General features: G+C 38.7%; 12 protein-coding genes. 10 read left to right on the forward strand and 2 right to left on the reverse strand.

Annotated features, from left to right (window positions below; all coding sequences use genetic code 11):
• Nucleotides 1-3 precede the first annotated feature (3 nt).
• Both tssA and tssH read right to left on the reverse strand, forming a co-directional pair.
• Nucleotides 4-1,107: a type VI secretion system protein TssA gene (gene tssA, locus PV763_RS01885; RefSeq protein WP_253173850.1), complete on the reverse strand. Its 1,104-nt coding sequence runs from the start codon at nucleotides 1,105-1,107 to the stop codon at nucleotides 4-6.
• A 51-nt stretch (nucleotides 1,108-1,158) separates the two neighbouring features.
• Nucleotides 1,159-3,825 carry a type VI secretion system ATPase TssH gene (gene tssH / locus PV763_RS01890; RefSeq protein ID WP_420937269.1) on the reverse strand — a complete coding sequence of 889 codons (2,667 nt, stop codon included), beginning with the start codon at nucleotides 3,823-3,825 and terminating at the stop codon, nucleotides 1,159-1,161.
• A 349-nt stretch (nucleotides 3,826-4,174) separates the two neighbouring features.
• On the opposite strand from tssH, the gene PV763_RS01895 reads away from it, so the two are divergent.
• The 10 genes from PV763_RS01895 (at nucleotide 4,175) to PV763_RS01940 (ending at nucleotide 16,986) form a co-directional block, all read left to right on the forward strand.
• The gene (locus PV763_RS01895) at nucleotides 4,175-4,858 is read left to right on the forward strand and encodes a hypothetical protein (protein WP_420937270.1); all 684 of its coding nucleotides are present in this window, start codon (nucleotides 4,175-4,177) and stop codon (nucleotides 4,856-4,858) included.
• Nucleotides 4,859-4,872: 14 nt separating this feature from the next.
• A complete protein-coding gene (tssB, locus tag PV763_RS01900) occupies nucleotides 4,873-5,382 on the forward strand; it encodes a type VI secretion system contractile sheath small subunit (protein WP_253147138.1) in 510 nt (169 codons plus the stop codon).
• A complete protein-coding gene (gene tssC, locus PV763_RS01905; RefSeq protein ID WP_420937271.1) occupies nucleotides 5,369-6,850 on the forward strand; it encodes a type VI secretion system contractile sheath large subunit in 1,482 nt (493 codons plus the stop codon). Before tssB ends, tssC begins: the two co-directional genes overlap by 14 nt.
• A gap of 51 nt (nucleotides 6,851-6,901) precedes the next feature.
• Nucleotides 6,902-7,405: an Hcp family type VI secretion system effector gene (locus PV763_RS01910; protein WP_005107016.1), complete on the forward strand. Its 504-nt coding sequence runs from the start codon at nucleotides 6,902-6,904 to the stop codon at nucleotides 7,403-7,405.
• A gap of 77 nt (nucleotides 7,406-7,482) precedes the next feature.
• A complete protein-coding gene (gene tssE, locus PV763_RS01915) occupies nucleotides 7,483-7,971 on the forward strand; it encodes a type VI secretion system baseplate subunit TssE (protein WP_071851320.1) in 489 nt (162 codons plus the stop codon).
• Complete coding sequence (tssF, locus tag PV763_RS01920) at nucleotides 7,968-9,776, forward strand: type VI secretion system baseplate subunit TssF (RefSeq protein WP_420937272.1); 1,809 nt, start codon at nucleotides 7,968-7,970, stop codon at nucleotides 9,774-9,776. The genes tssE and tssF overlap by 4 nt, the downstream gene beginning before the upstream one ends.
• Nucleotides 9,740-10,735 (forward strand): type VI secretion system baseplate subunit TssG, encoded by a 996-nt coding sequence (tssG, locus tag PV763_RS01925; protein ID WP_420937273.1) that lies wholly within the window; start codon nucleotides 9,740-9,742, stop codon nucleotides 10,733-10,735. The genes tssF and tssG overlap by 37 nt, the downstream gene beginning before the upstream one ends.
• Nucleotides 10,732-12,171 (forward strand): hypothetical protein, encoded by a 1,440-nt coding sequence (locus tag PV763_RS01930; RefSeq protein ID WP_420937274.1) that lies wholly within the window; start codon nucleotides 10,732-10,734, stop codon nucleotides 12,169-12,171. The genes tssG and PV763_RS01930 overlap by 4 nt, the downstream gene beginning before the upstream one ends.
• Nucleotides 12,172-12,205: 34 nt before the next feature.
• Nucleotides 12,206-16,039 (forward strand): type VI secretion system membrane subunit TssM, encoded by a 3,834-nt coding sequence (gene tssM, locus PV763_RS01935; RefSeq protein ID WP_420937275.1) that lies wholly within the window; start codon nucleotides 12,206-12,208, stop codon nucleotides 16,037-16,039.
• A gap of 185 nt (nucleotides 16,040-16,224) precedes the next feature.
• Complete coding sequence (locus PV763_RS01940) at nucleotides 16,225-16,986, forward strand: OmpA family protein (protein WP_420937277.1); 762 nt, start codon at nucleotides 16,225-16,227, stop codon at nucleotides 16,984-16,986.
• The last annotated feature ends 138 nt before the right edge of the window (nucleotides 16,987-17,124 follow it).

Consider the following 17,124-nt stretch of genomic DNA (forward strand, 5'->3'; position numbering starts at 1 on the left):
TATTTACCACTCATTCTTAGGTTCATCGTTGGCATATACACCCAGTAATTCATGTACATTTTCAATCGGATTATCGTTCTTAATGACTTGAGCCAGCCATTCATGTAATGGCATCTGACTCCATTTGATTGTCTTTTGCAGCATGTAGCTTACTGGACTATGTGGTTCATGCGATTGAAAATATTCAGATATTTGTTGTAATAACTGCATCGCCTGTTGACGATTGGCCAGATGATTTTGGGCGTGAAGTCGAAATTCTTGTATATCTTCAAGCGAGGTATTCATTACTATTATTTCAGGTATTTTGAGAGTGCCGGATTGCGATGTATTTATTTGATCCTGAGATATTGGAGAAATATCAGTTTTATAAATGCGTTTGATACTAGAAAAGATTGATTCCAGTTGAGAATCTGTGCTCGCGTAACTCGGTGCATCCGGGCCCAGCAAAAGATCCAGTGTATTTTTAAGGCGTTGCCATTGTTTCTGAATTTCCTGAAAATATAGTTCATTCTGGTTTAACACTGTTTGAGGAGTCTTCAGCAACAATTGCTCAAAATACTCCAAGTCCTGAACAGCATTATATTCAGAAGAATCATCTTGCTGCTGTTTGAGCTGTATATTGCGCTGATGCAGTAATACCTCATAATCGCTTAAACTATAAAAAGGTGCAGAACTGACCAAAGGCACCTGTTTCATCAGCGTTGGCAGTTGCGCAATCAAACCTTTTAATAATCCCAAACGCTGATCAAGATCATCCTCTTCGATTTGGGGATGTAAGGTTAACCAATATCGCTCAAGGCTTTGCTGGGTCAACTCTAACCCTCTGACAATCCCTTCAAAACCATAGAAATGACTCCAAGCCTCTATGAGCCAGCTATATAGGCGTATATCCTTGGTTTTTTCAGTTAATAATTCAATTATTTTATCGTGTACAAGTTGCCAATTGGCCTGTTTCGGTTCCGAGACCCAGTCACCCTGGTCCAATAAAGGATCATCGCGAGTTCTGGCCTTTTTAATCACATGAAAATCATTTGAAAATGAAAAATCCATGCCACAGGGCTGATCGGCTGAAATACTTTTCAATAAATATTCAAATTCCAGACTCATATTTATTCCAACTATTATATTTTATTTATTATTAGCTTTAATTTACTTCTACTAGGCAGCATCTACTTTACTGTTTTTAGACCGTACTTTTGGTGCTATTTTAACTTTAGGATCTACGCTATAAAAAATTTCATCATTCTTGATCTCAATATGAATCAGTTTAGGAATCTTTCCCTCACTCATGGTTCTCAATATTTCTGTAGCCAAAGCAGGCAATACTGAAGCATTTAAAATATGATCAATATTGCGCGCACCACTATCAACCTCGGTACATCGGCTGAGCAGAAGTTCGAGCAAGTCCCCACTATAAGTGACCTGGGTGACATATTGCTGCTGAATGCGTCGGGTAATTTTCCCCAGTTTATGCTGAATAATCTGGATCAATAGCTCATCGTGTAAAGGATAATAAGGCACAATCTGCATACGCCCTAAAAATGCCGGTTTAAATTGCTGATATAAACTTGGTTTGAGCAGTTCAATTAATCTATTTGCATCCGGCCAGTTTTCGACGGGTTGATTTAAACAGGCCTGCATAATGGCACTAGAACCGACATTTGAAGTTAATAAAATTGTCGTATTTTTAAAATCAATCAGCCGACCTTCGCTATCTTCCAGCATGCCTTTATCAAAGACCTGATAAAATAATTCCTGCACATCAGAATGAGCTTTTTCGATTTCATCCAGTAAAATCACACTATAAGGATTACGACGCACTGCTTCAGTCAACACACCACCTTGACCATAACCGACATAACCTGGAGGAGCACCTTTTAACGAAGACACGGTATGTGCTTCCTGATATTCCGATATATTGATCGTGATCAGATGCGACTCACCTCCATACAATTCTTGAGCCAAGGCCAGGGCAGTTTCAGTTTTTCCCACACCGCTTGGACCAAGCAATAAAAATACACCTTGTGGTTTGTTCGGATCATCCAGTTTTGCTTTAGATGTTTTAATACCTTGGACCAGTTGATGCAAAGCAAAGTCCTGACCCATCACACGCTGCGATAATTTATCTTGGAGTTTTAAGACCTGTCGGATTTCATCATTCATCATTTTACCGACTGGAATTCCGGTCCAGTCAGAAATGATCTGATGAATCATAGGGACTGTTACACGCTCGAACACAAGTGGGTGATCAGCCTGAATCTGGGTCAAACGCTGCTGTAATACTTTAATTTTATTTTTATTTTCAATTTTTTTGGATTGAACCTGTAATAATTTTATTTCCTGAACCAGTTGAAGTTCTTGCTGCCATTGCAGGCTTATCTGAGAAATTTCTTGTTCCAAATTTGAAATATTTTCTGATAATTCAATTAAACGTGTCTGATGACACGGAAAATTTTGATGCTCCTGATTTAAAATCTCATGTTCAAGCCGAAGATTATGCAGCTGTGCCTGTAACTGGTCTAACTTTGCAGGTTGTGCATTTTGGCTCAAAGCAACTCGTGCCGCGGCTGTATCTAATACACTAATGGCCTTATCCGGTAATTTCCGTCCACTGATATAACGATGCGAGTTACGTACCGCAGCAGCAATTGCTGCATCATCAATCTGCAACTGAAAATGCTGAGTCATGACCGGAATCATGGCACGCAACATATCGATGGCGACTTCCTCAGTAGGTTCTTCTACCTTCACTACCTGAAAACGGCGGCTAAGCGCAGCATCTTTTTCAAAGTATTGTTTGTACTCCGCCCAAGTAGTAGCGGCGATAGTACGCAGTTCTCCTCGTGCCAAAGCTGGTTTTAACAGATTGGCGGCATCATTCTGACCAGCCTGACCACCTGCACCAATCAGCGTATGGGCTTCATCAATAAACAGGATAATAGGATAACTGCAGGACTGAACTTCTTGAATGATTTGCTTCAGGCGATTCTCAAACTCGCCTTTTACACTGGCACCTGCTTGTAATAAGCCCAGATCCAATACATGAAGTTCTACATTTTTGAGTACATCAGGTACCTGATCATTCACAATTTTCAGGGCCAATCCTTCTACTACAGCAGTCTTACCGACTCCCGGATCGCCGGTAAGTATGGGATTGTTCTGATGACGGCGCATCAGAATATCCAGCATCAAACGGATTTCAAACTCACGACCGATCACCGGGTCGATTTGGCCTTGGCGTGCTTTTTCAGTCAGATTAATGGTGTATTGATCGAGTGCCAGTGTTTTATTTAATTTTAGCTGTGCGTTAGGTGAATCTTCTTTTACCTTAGTAAGCTGAGCATAGCTCGGGTTTTCAATACTCTGCTCGCAGAGCTCCAAAAAATGATGTTTGAGATGATCAATTGGAAATAGCTCAAATAAAGTAGAAGCACGAATCGTCATTTGATATAGATCAGGTGCAGTGAGCAGGGCAACCAGTAAATGTCCGCTGCGGATCATCGGATTCTGTTCTGCTGAAGCCAAAAGCCAGGCATGTTCTAATGCACGAATAATGGATTTGGCAAAGATAGGCGTACGAGAATTGCCTTTAGTCATTTGCTGAATGCTCTGATTCAGATCATGGGTGAGATCATCTTCGGAAATTTTATACTTTTTGAGCAATAATTTGAGATCGTTCAGGTCTGGCTGCTGTAGCAATTCTAAGAGAAAATGCTCAATTTCGATTTCATGATTTCGCTGTTTGATGCAGAAATTCGCTGATTTCTCAAGGCATAGGCGTGCATGCTCAGATAATTTTGTAATCAAAATTTTTAAATTACTCATATTTTTCTCTCTTAGAATATACAGCCTGATGTTTTTGGAATTTATAGCTATATATTTGTTATTATTAGGTTTATTTTTATTTATTTAAGTTTTTCTATGAGCAATCAAGATATATTGGCTCAAGATTTTTGGCATATTCTACTCAAGTCTATCCAAATGTCTGCATTCATTGGTCGGAATCTTACCATTTTAAAAATTACATAAAATAATTTAACAAAAACGCATTTATGTATTGACTTCCTGTGATAATTTTTTGTTAAATCCGCAACTAGATTTTTGAATTATAAAAATAGAAAAATAAATTTTGATTATAAAAATATAAAACAATAACCAAAAATTGAGGCTTATTTTGAAAAATAATCTAGGTTTTATTGTATTGCTCATCTCAGGGATGGCGCAGCTATGTTTTGCTCAAACCCATGCAGCAGAATTAAAAAAATCATGTATCAAGAGCTATCCACAAGCAAAAAATGATACTGATTCAACTATCATTGATTTATACCAGCAGTTATGCGACAAGACAGCAAGAAAAAATATGCATCTGCAGCAGCAATTGTCTACCCAAATTGCCAAACGCTATGTTGAAGTCGGTGATCATCTGAAAGCGCTCAATTTAATCGAGCAATTACATCAGCAAAATTATACTCATCAAGATTTAACTGATCTAGAATTCCTGGCAGGAGTTGGGATATCTTCCCAAAGTCTGGAACAGATGCGTAGTACAGAAGTCCGTGCCTTAAATGACTCTACCTATCCACAAGCCAAGTCGCTAAGTGAACATATTTATCTGGCACAGCCTGTAGCAAAATTTTCTGCATCTGCCTTAATGACAGCGCGGAACTCAAAAGTAAAACAGACTAAAAAGAAACCAAATATCCCAGTAAAACAAAACCTAAGTCAAAATAAAAATAAAGCATCGAAAAGCAATCTAAAAAATAATACGGCTGCTATCAGTAGTAAAAAAACAGAAAGTATCAGTACACGAACCCCCACTCCTAGTACTAATCCATTTGGATCATTAAATAATAATTAATAAGGAAAATCATGATGGCTAAGCGTGAAAGTGTACAAAAAAAATTACAGCGTATTCGACCACCACGTGTGCAATTGACCTACGATGTTGAGGTCGGTGATGGCCGTGAAATTAAAGAATTACCCTTTGTGGTAGGGGTTTTGGGAGATTTTTCAGCAGCATCGGAACTTGAAAAAACCAAGCTCAAAGATAAAAAATTTATCAATGTAGACTTGGGAAATATTGATGAGGTGATGCAGTCTCTGGCGCCTCGTGCCAGTTTTCAGGTGGAAAATAGTTTGACTGAAGAGAGTGGCACAATATCAGTAGATTTGGTTTTTAATGCGATGGATGATTTTCGGCCAGAACAGGTAGTCCAACAAGTCGAACCTTTGCGAAAACTGGTAGAAGCACGAGAACGTTTAACTGATTTACGCAATAAAATATCCAATAATGAACGTCTAGAAGATTTACTGGATGATATTTTAAAAAATACCGACCAAATCCGTAAAATGAGTATGGAGGCAGACAATGAATCACTCTAATGCTGCAACTACCACGAATGTTGCTATTGAAGAATACTCAATTCTGGACTCTATTGTTGAACGTAGTCAAATTGCGCGTAATGAAGAAGAACATGATCGGGCCAAAAGTTTGATTGGTGAGTTGGCCAAGGAAGTCATGGCCGGTACCGTTATAGTTTCAGACAATATGACCTTGGCTTTAGATAAACGCATTGCAGAAATTGATGCGCTTATTTCTACCCATCTGAGCAAGATCATGCATCACGAGCAGTTTCAAAAAGTTGAGTCCACCTGGCGAGGGCTGTATTACTTTTGTCAGGAAACGCCATCACACTCTTTAATTAAAATTCGTATGTTGAATACGACCAAAAAAGAATTGATTAAAGATTTTCAAAGTGCCAGCGACTTTGATCAAAGTACTCTATTTAAAAAAATCTATGAAGAAGAATATGGTTCATTTGGCGGTGCGCCTTATGCGACCCTCATTGGTGACTTTGAGTTTGATCGCACACCTTCAGACCTGTATTTGCTCGAGCAGATTTCACATGTAGCATCAGCGGCACATGCACCGTTTCTCTCAGCTGCAAGTCCTTCCATGTTCGGATTGGAAACTTTTACTGATATTGATCGCCCACGCGATGTTTCTAAAATTTTTGAAACAGCTGAATATGTGCAATGGCGTTCATTCCGGGAAAGTGATGATGCTCGTTATCTGGCATTGACTATTCCACGAGTATTAGGCCGTTTACCTTATCATCCTAAAGATGGCAATACGACAGCAGGCTTTAACTATGTAGAAGAAGTTTCAGGTGAAAATCATAATGAATACCTGTGGATGAATGCTGCTTATGCTTTGGGGACGCGTTTAACCAATGCCTTTGATATGCATGGCTGGTGTGCTGCGATTCGTGGGGTTGAGGGTGGCGGTTTGGTCGAAGGTCTGCCAGTGCATACCTTTAAAACCAATGATGGAGAAATCATATTTAAGTGCCCGACTGAAATTGCGATTACGGACCGTCGTGAAAAAGAACTCAGTGATCTTGGCTTTATTCCATTAGTACATTGTAAAAATACCGATTATGCCGCGTTCTTCGGTGCCCAATCTACCCAAAAACCAAAGAAATATGATAACGATATTGCCAATGCCAATTCCGCATTATCCAGTCAGATACAGTACATTATGGCAGTCTCGCGAATCGCTCATTATTTAAAAGCAATGATGCGAGATAAGGTGGGAAGTTTTACATCTGCAGGAAATGTCGAAGCATTTCTAAACGACTGGCTGTCTCAATATGTACTTTTGGATGATGGCGCTTCACAGGAAGCCAAAGCACAGTATCCACTGCGTGAAGCTTCGATAAAAGTTGTAGAAAATCCGGCTGAACCTGGACATTACAAATCTGTGGTCTTTTTGAGACCGCATTTTCAGTTAGACGAGTTGTCTGTATCTTTACGACTGGTCACTGAGTTACCGCAGTCGAGTCATTAAGACCGCTGCTAAAATTATAAGAATATTTATAACAACAGGAAAATTATTAAAATGAAAGACATTTACATCCAGTTTCGTGGCAAATATAAAGTTGATGGTGAATCTCGTGATTCAGAACATAAAAGCTGGCTAGAAGCAAATTCCTGGTCGCACAACATTCGTCAGCCAAAATCTGCCACATCTTCCAGTGTAGGCGGTCATACCGCAGAACGAGTTGAACATTCCGACATGATTTTTATGAAAGATCTGGATGCAACCAGCCCAAAACTTTGGGAAGCTTGTTCGGCAGGTTATACCTTCGATGAGGTACAAATCGATTTTTATCGTGCTAATGGTGATAAACGCGTTAAATACCTGCAAATTAAATTAAAACATGTGCTGGTTTCTCAGGTCACTCCGACAGTAAATCAAGAAGGCGTTCCAACAGAAGCTTTTGGTTTGAAATATGCAGCAGTTGAGTGGACGTATAATCAGCAAGATATTAATGGTACACAAAAGGGTGCCGTGACCAAGAAATGGTCATTATCAAATAATACTGCTTCTTATGCAGCGTAATTTGACCTTTTTTAGAGGCTGGTCTTGATCAGCCTCTCTGATATTTATAAAAATAAATAAAATTAGACTATAACAATATGAATTTGGATCAGCTTTACCCTTACGGATTTAGAACAACATTATTTGACCGTCTATTACCTCAGGACATTCAATGTTCTCAAGGGCTTTCATTGCAGGCTTTAAGAGAGTCTGTAGCAGATGATCTGGAAGATCTGTTGAATACTCGTTTAGTTAACTTGGATGTAGATGACAGTTATGACCAGGTCAAACGTTCAATTCTTCAATTTGGCATCATTGATTTTGTAGGTCTTTCAACGGCAAATCCAATGGACCGGGATAAAATCTGCCGCTCGATTGAACATTCTATTCACGCGCATGAACCACGCTTAACACAGGTAAAAGTCGAGATGCTGATGGATGAGCATAATAGGGGAAGTCTGTGTCTAAGTATTCAGGCATTCTTAAATATTTATCCCCTATATGAACCGGTAATTTTTGACGCATTCCTCAAGCCTACTACGCAACAATACGTAATTTTGTCTAAAACATCAGCAGGTGTGCTGTGATCGAAGAATTATTACCTTATTACGAAAAGCAATTACAGGAATTTGGGCAACAATCACGAGAGTTTGCCAATAAATACCCAAAAATTGCCCAACGCCTTTCGTTGAATCAAGAGCAGATTGATGATCCGCATATCGAAAGACTGATTCAGGCATTTTCCCTGATTTCTGCCCGGATCGATAAGAAACTGCACGATAGTTATGAAGTATTTACACGTGCTATTTTTGAGGTGATGTTTCCACAGTACCTTAAACCTTTTCCAGCATGTTCAGTGGTCAGTTTTGACGATGCCATTAAAATCCGACAGCTTAAAAGTAGCCAGCAGATTCCCAAGCAAACTGTATTAAAATCAAAAAGTATCCGTGGGGTACAGTGTGAGTATCGTACGACAAACCAGGTTAATTTATTACCAATCGCCTTAAAATCTGTTAATTTTAAAACGCATGCTTCGACTCATGTTCATTTAAATCGAAATGCAACCTTGAGCTTTGGTTTTGAAATTTTTAACCAGCAGCAGCGACTGTTGGAACAACAAAAATTACCTATTTATCTGGATGCAATTACCAGCTTTCCATTGCAAGTACTAGATTGTATTTTTAAGCCAGAGACTGGTTTTTCTGTAATAGTACAGAATCAAGAGATTGATATTCAAAATCCATTTGAACTAATGGGATTTACTGAAGCGGAAAGTGCGCTCCCAGTTGATCAACATACTCATCATGCCTATCGTTTATTAATCGAGTATTTTTGCTTTCCAGAAAAATTTAATTTTCTTAACCTCAATCTGAGTTTTTTAAGAGAATTAAATATAGAAACCGCAGAATTTGAGCTACACATTCATTTTAAAATAAATCTGAATGATCAAGCTATGATCAGAAATTATTCAGAATTAAATAGCGCTAATTTCAAATTATTTGCGACACCAGTTATAAATTTATTCCCTAAACAGGCTGAGCCACAAAAAATTGATCATCTGCGCCTGGAATATTCATTAATAAGTGATGTACATCATCCTGAATATTTTCAGGTATATGCGATCACCGAAATGAAGTTATTGAGAGAGAAACGCGAGAACAGTCAAAAAACTTATCCCGTATTACCTTTTTTTGCCATGAGTCATTATCATCAGGCTGATGCTCAATTTTATTATCACCTGTTGCCCGAGCAAAGTAATACCAAGCATACAGAACTGAAATATTCGATTATTTCCAAATCTTTAGAACCACAAAAAATTTCATCAGACTTTATCAGTATGCAGTTGTTATGCAGCAATCGGGATTTACCTTATGAAAGTTATAACAAAGATCAGAATAACTTATCTCTCAATGACAATAGTTTGGCACGTAAAGCCATATTATTAAAAAGACCCAATTTACCTTATTGTTTTGATCAAAAGCAGCAAGAACAGTGGCGAATTATCTCGCATTTATCATTGAATAATCTTTCTTTAATGAAAGCAAATGCAGTCAGTCACATTAAGGAATTACTTGAACTGTATAACTTGCCGCAATCCAAAGACAACCGGCTAATTATTAATTCAATTCAATCGATCCAGTTTTCTCTGAGCCAGAAGTTGCGTGAGCATAAACCATTTCCACTTTTTGTACGGGGTGTCAAAGTTGAAATCCAGATCGATCCAGAAGTCTTTAGAGGAGCCAGTCTGTATATCTTTGTGCAACTTTTAAATCATATTTTTAATTTGAAAGTTCAAATGAATAGTTATGTGGATATGCACGTCATAGATTCAAAGTCAAAACAGGAGTTATACCAATGCATACAGAATGTTGGTGGCAAAAGGCTTCTGTAGTTGGTCGGCTCTTTCAGCAGCCGACCAGCTTTGAATTTATTCAAGCCACGCGATTATTAAGACATGCACCTGCACGGAACAGACATCAAGGATGGAGTAAATCATTTGAATTTATTAGTTCACTCAATCTTAATTTTCCAACTTCTGAAATTGAATCATTGCAATGTCAAGATCATAAAGTTCAGATGACCAATTTAATCGTGGGGTTGACTGGCGTACAGGGCGTATTGCCTTATATCTATACACATAAAATTAAACAGAGTACCGGGGCACACCGAGAAGAAAGCTTACACTTTCTCGGACTGTTTAATCATAAATTGTCTGCACAATATGTCGATGCCTGTCTGAATTATCATTTACCACTGCGTTATGAAATTGAGCATGAAAATCATTATCTAAACATGCTTCATGCTTTGAGTGGCTATAGCGGTCAACAACATGAACAGCAACCTATAGATGACTATTTTGCTGAGTTTTCAGGCTTGATGCAGGGGCAAAATAATACCCATTATGCGTTAAGCAGCATATTGTCTTGTATTTTTAAATATCAATTTAAGATTAATGAGTTTATTCCGGAAAGCTTCCAACTGGATGATCAGCAAAAAAGCGGTTTGGGAGCTTTGCAACCAGTTTTACTGGGAATCAACAGCTTCTGTGGAGAGACCATTCAGCAAATTGATGAAAAAATTGAAATCGTCATTGGTCCATTAAAACGTGAAGACTATATAAATTTTTTATCTGAAGGAATACATAGCGCCAAATTGAAACAGTTACTTCAAACCTGGTGTAGCCCGACCATGTTAGTGGATCTTCGGTTGATTCTAGACAAAGATGAATTATGCCCAGCCCAACTTGGAGAAGTACATTCGATGGGGCTAGCCAGAGGAGCTTTATTAATGCTGAATCCGGCAATCCACAATGCGGAAACCTGCTATAGCCTGATAGGAAAAATGTCATGATTAAGCGTATTATTCAGACTTTTATAGTTTTATCCGTTTTAAACAATGTTCTTGTCATTTATTACTGGCGAGATACTCAATACGATCCATCAAATATTGATTTCCTATTATATTTTGGCATTTTACCTTTGTTAATTTGCTTGTTGTTATTAACACCTTATTTTATTTATAAAGCTGTAAAATCCTATAAACAAAGACAGCAAGAACAAAAGGATAGGGCTCATAAATCTCTTCAAGCACAACAGCAAGAATTAGAAAATAAAGAAGAATTGGATCAAGCGATTGAGGATTACACGCTCAATATTTTTTCAGCTGCCGCTTGGCACAGTTTTGGCGAAAATGCAGAGATCTTGCAGCACATGAAGCAGTTCAAGAGTCCTGAGCTGGACTCAGAACTGCTAAATCGTTTTGGTCTACCTATATTGACATATCGCATTCATTCTGTGGACCGCTTACTTGAAGAAAACGGGACTAGCGAAGAAATGCTTCCAACATTACAGGAACAACGAATTCAACAGTTGATTCAACAACAACTCGAACAGCATGAAGAAAGTCTGAGCTTAATTTCAGAAAAGTTAAAACGTTCAGCACTATTTTATGATCACGAACTGGCTTATGAATATCGAATGCATCCGGGATGGATACAGGAGAACTACTGTGAAGATGAAGGAAATATTGCCTCTAATCTAATAGCAGTAAGCCGATTAAATAGGTTGAATCTGCATATTTTATTGGCGGATCATATGACTGGGGAGTGGAGTAATCTCTATCAAGAGCAGCTTATAAGTCAAATTCAACGACAATACGCATTGCTGCCTGTCCAAATTCATACCAAGTTTTATCTCCTATCTGCTGATCATGCTTATTCAGCTTTGCTGGAGCTATTACAGGAAATTTCAGGTCAATCACATGAGATCAGCTTGATCATTATGGCGGATTCTGAAATTGATCAGGATTGTCTGGATCAGCAATTTTGGCAAAATGAAGAGTATATTGCTGCAGAATATACTGCCAGCTGGTGTTTATCCGCACATGACTTAGAGGTTGAGGGGATGATGCCTTCACGAATATTGACTCTCAGCAAGTACGTCACTGACCTATATGCGTACTTGGGTCAGAATCAGGTTGATCTGTCCTATCAGCTGGAACAGGCACATCCTTTTTTAGTTTTCTTAGATGAAGCCACTCAGTCTAAAACAATGAAAATAATACAAGAAAAATTTACTAATATTGATTTTGAGCCGGAGCATACCATTTATCCTCAAAGCTATTTGGGGCATACCCAACAATTGGCAGCAGTTTTTGCAGCGATGATGTCATCATATCTATACGACAATGTCATTACAATAAGCTATAGCACACAACAAGAATCAAGCTATTTATGTTTTAAAAATAAAGAAAGTGATCAACTGAATGAAATCTCATTAGTAGCCTAACTATTTATAAAAATTAAAGAAGAAAGAGATAAAAGTGAATACATTATTTTATACAGTCCTGGGGTATGTCTGGCAGTACATTAGCAACCCTAAAACAATGATGGCCTTATCCTTTTTAGTGGTCATTATTTCTATAAAAAATACGGTTTCTGATCGCATTTTCTGGATATTGCTGACCGTCTATGTCGCCATATTAATAGGCTGGGGGATTTATACACTTATCCGGTGTTATCTGCATACTAAAAAGGGTGAAGAAATCGAGACTGCCTTATCTCAAGGTTTTGCAGCTGAAAGCAAATACAATAATAAAGAAGAACTTCAGCAGATCAGTCAGCAAGTCAAACAATCTATTCAGTTGATTCGTAAGTCAAAATTAGGCGATCGTAAGGGTCACGCGGCACTGTATGAACTTCCTTGGTATATGGTCATCGGTAACCCGGCGGCTGGGAAAAGCTCGGCGATTTATCATTCCGGTTTGCGGTTTCCTTTTGAAGAAACTCATCAGAAAATGGTCTCTGCCGGACTTAGCGGAACTCGAAACTGTGACTGGTTTTTTTCAACTCAGGGTATTTTCCTGGATACAGCCGGACGCTATTCAGTCTACCCGGAGGACCATTCTGAATGGTTAGGCTTTTTAAATATTCTCAAGAAAAATCGTTCTAAAGCGCCCGTAAATGGTCTTATTGTGATCGTAAGTATCGCTGAGTTGGTCAATCAAAGTCCGGAGAAATCTCTACAACTGGCCAAGAACCTGCGTGCCCGTATTCAAGACCTGACTGAACGTCTAGAAGTTTTTGCGCCAGTTTATTTGGTATTTTCCAAGATGGACCTGATTGCCGGCTTCACGGAATTTTTTGATTGTTATCAAGGACAAGAATTGGATCAGGTGTGGGGCGCAACTTTGGCTTATCAACCAGACTCGAGTGCAAATGCTGTTCAGCTATTTGAAAAGCATTATGGCATTTTATATGAGGGTCTGAAAAATGTAAGTATGACCCATTTAACCCGTCGGCATTCACAGCATATTTCACCCAGTGTAATGACCTTTCCACTGGAATTTAAGAGTCTCAAACCGGTATTAAGAACCTTTATTTCCACTTTATTTCAAGACAATCCTTATCAGTTTAAACCGGTTTTTCGTGGATTTTATTTTACCAGCGCCTTACAGGAAGGCTCCATTGAAAGTCCAATGACAGAACAGATTGCTGAGGACTTTCATCTGATCCGCAGCGATAATCATGATCTTGGCCTGTCTAAAGAGTCTGTATCACAGAATCATGGTTATTTTCTGAAAGGTTTATTTTCTGAAGTGATTCTTAAAGATAAAAATCTGGTGAAGCAGCATATTAATCCGGCACGAAAACGCCGACGCTTTATGGCTTTTACTGGTGCTTTACTTACTGTATCGATGGTGTTGAGTCTGTGGGTGTGGTCTTATCGAAATAATCAGCAATTAATGGAAGAAGTTCAGGCGGACCTGAATAAGGTCGTACAGATGCAGAAACAGTCAGGAACGGAGCTGGTCACACAAATCGATGCATTATTAATTTTGCAAGCTCATCTACAACAGTTAGATCAATTTGATCAGAAGCGCCCATTAAAATACAGTTTTGGTCTATATCAAGGACAACAGATCAGGGAGAAACTGCAAGCTGAATATCTTAAAGGAATTGAGCAATTAGTATTGCAGCCCAGCCAGCAAAATATTGCAGAATATCTACAACGGGTAAAAAGCAATGCAGCAGTTCTTAAAGAAAATCATATTCATGTGCAAATTAATCCGACTGCACAAGTTCAGCAACTCGCATTAGAACCATCTGACCAAAATCCGCAAGATGCTTATAATGCACTTAAAACATATCTGATGTTGAGTAACCGTAAATCTATAGATTCCAGTCATCTCAGCGATCAGTTGACACGTTTTTGGCGGACTTGGCTGGATCAGCATCGTGGTCAGCTGCCACGTGCTGAAATGCTGCAAAAGGCCGAGCAGTTACTTAGCTATGCCATGACACTGACAGATTCGAGTTCATTTCCCCAGCTGGATTCCGATACTGTTCTGGTTGAACAGACTCGCCAGGTTTTAACCGCGATGATGACCGGAGTGTCTGCACGAGATCGTGTATATAACAAAATTAAAATGCGGGCTTTGGTACGTTTTCCTGCATTAACGATCAAACAGATGGTCGGGGAGAATGCTCAGACAACCATGTTGGGAAGTTATGCCTTACCCGGTTTTTATAGCTATCAAGCCTGGAACGAATATGTACAACCTGCCATAGAAACCGCGGCGCAAAGCCCAACTGAAAGTAAAGATTGGGTACTTAATACATCACAGTCTGATGATTTGAGTTTTAGTGGCAGTCCTGAACAAATTCGACGCCAGCTGACTGAAATGTATAAAAAAGAATATATCAGCGAATGGCGTAAATTCTTGGGTGCCATTTATTATGCCAAGGCCGGTGACTTTAATCAGCAAACATATCAGATAGATATTCTTGGCGAACCAGAAAACTCACCGATTCGTAAAGTCATACAACGGATAGCGCAAGAAACCAGCTGGGATAATCCAATGGTACAAGCTGAGTTGGCGGTTCCACAAAAAGGTTTTATTGCCTGGTTTAAACGCAAGATATTGCAACGTCATGATGGCAAGTTGGCACAGAATTCTGCATCGACTTTCTCTCAGGGGATGATTGCCAAAGACTTTCAGATCTTCTACCAGATTGTACGTACACGAGATGATTTGCAGAACCGGTCGCTGCTGGATGAGTATATGCAATCTCTGGCCAAGATACGGAGTCGCTTTAATGATCTAAAAAGTTCTGGAGATATTGGTCCGGCGAGCATGATGCTCCTTAAGCAGACCGTTGATGAGCAGAATTCTATCTTTAATATCACTCAAAAGTTTGTGGATGAGAAAATGTCGGTAGGAACCCATGAGCTGGATCAACAGCTGATTAAAAAGTTGTTTAGTGTTCCTCTCACACGTTCCTTTGAAAGTCTGATGCTCCCGGCACAAGCTGAAATGAACGAACTCTGGCTAATACAGGCCTATCAACCATTTAATGCAAATTTATCGCAAAAATATCCGTTTAGCAATCAAGGTAGCTTACAGGCAACCTCTCAAGAAATTAATCAGATTTTTGGTGAAAATGGCAGTATTTCCCGTTTTGTCAAAGAGCATCTTGATCCCTTAGTGATCCGTCGTGGCTATAGCTTAAGCTCGAAAACCTGGCAAGATTTAGGGCTTAATCTAAATCCTGTGTTTGTTGCAAACTTTCAAAATTATGTCGCGCCTGTGAATGGTATGGCAACTGGTGAGTTAAATAATACCAGTCGTCAGGCAGTGAGACCCAATCAATCTAATTTCCAGTTTTACCCACTGGAACAGGCTCATTTATTGGCTTATACCATTGATATTGATGGACAAAGAATGCTATTTGAAAACGGAATTCAACAATGGGTGAATTTTATCTGGCCAAATTCCGGCGCAATTCCAGGCGCACGGATCACGGTGATTGATTTGGAAGGGAAGACCCATACCATTTTTGATGAGCCTGGGGAATATGGAATCAATCGTTTGATTGATAGTGCTCAGCGTACACAAAAAGGCAATATTTTTGAGATGGTCTGGCGCAGTAAAGAGAATCCTGAACTATTTGTGAAGACCAATTTTCGTTTGGTGAGTGGAAATAATGCAAGTTCTATCGGAAGTAATCCAAGTTATAGCAATTTACAGTTGGTGGATCAGGTTGTTTCGAATAAAGCAGTAAGAGTGGTCGCAGCACAGAATACGACGATGTCAGGAAAAACAGCTCAGATAACTAAGACGACTGCTGCAAACACAGGAACTTTAGCGCCATGATACTCATCAATCATATTGTAAATGGATCACGTGGGTGAATTGATATGAATTAAAAACAACCAATTTTAGTGTAGAAAATAATTCAAGGTTGGCGGTACTAGAATAGTCTTTAACTGAGAGTCAGATAAGCCTGACTCAAAGCATTAAATTAATTAAATAAACATTTATAGAAGCATAAAATGAAAATAAAAAATAAATACTTAAAGTTAAATAAAATCATTATTTTATTCTGTTTTTTAATTGGTTTTAATGTGCATGCACAACCTGTAATTGCTGAAGGTAATGTACCGAATAACAGTAGTAAGCAAGCTATTTTGGCGAAATTGTATTCAATTTATGGTCAGGAAAATGTGATAGATCGCATTCAGATTCGTCAAGTAGTAGCACCAACGGGTTGGTCAAATATAGTCACTGATGTGATTAATGAAGACCTTAAAAAGGTTAAACACGGAATGTTAACAATTAAAGGTTCTGATATTCAGCTAACGGGTAAAGTATCAAATTCTTATGAAATTCATGATACTACAGAAAGATTTAAGGGTTTAACACCCGAAAATTACCGTTTAAATGCACAGCTTTCAGTCAATCAGGCAGAACAGAAGATTATTGATGCTGCATTAAAGAACCGGATTATTGAATTTGAATCTGGCAGTGCAATATTAGCAACTTCAGGTATACAGATACTGGATGAAATGGTCAGTGCCTTAAATAAAGTTAGCGGAAAAAAGATACGGATTATTGGACATACGGATAGTTCAGGCGATACTAATAAAAATCTCATGTTGAGTCAGCAACGTGCAGAAGCAGTAAAAGCTTATTTAATCGCAAAAAATCTTCCAGCGCATTTACTGAGTACTGAAGGTTCAGGTTCAAGTAAACCTGTAGCGGATAATGCAACAGCTGAGGGTCGTAAGAGAAATCGTCGGATTGAATTTGAAGTGCTTTAACGTTTAAGTTGCTTGAGCAGCTATAAGTATATGGTGAATGACCTGTATGAGTATATTAATAGTTGTTATTCACCAATTAAAATGTCTATGCGATAAACCATTTAAAATGTCCTGTTTTTAACCACAAGAGTCAAGCAC

The sequence above is a fragment of the Acinetobacter sp. AS5 genome (assembly GCF_048957595.1).
Lineage (GTDB): Bacteria > Pseudomonadota > Gammaproteobacteria > Pseudomonadales > Moraxellaceae > Acinetobacter.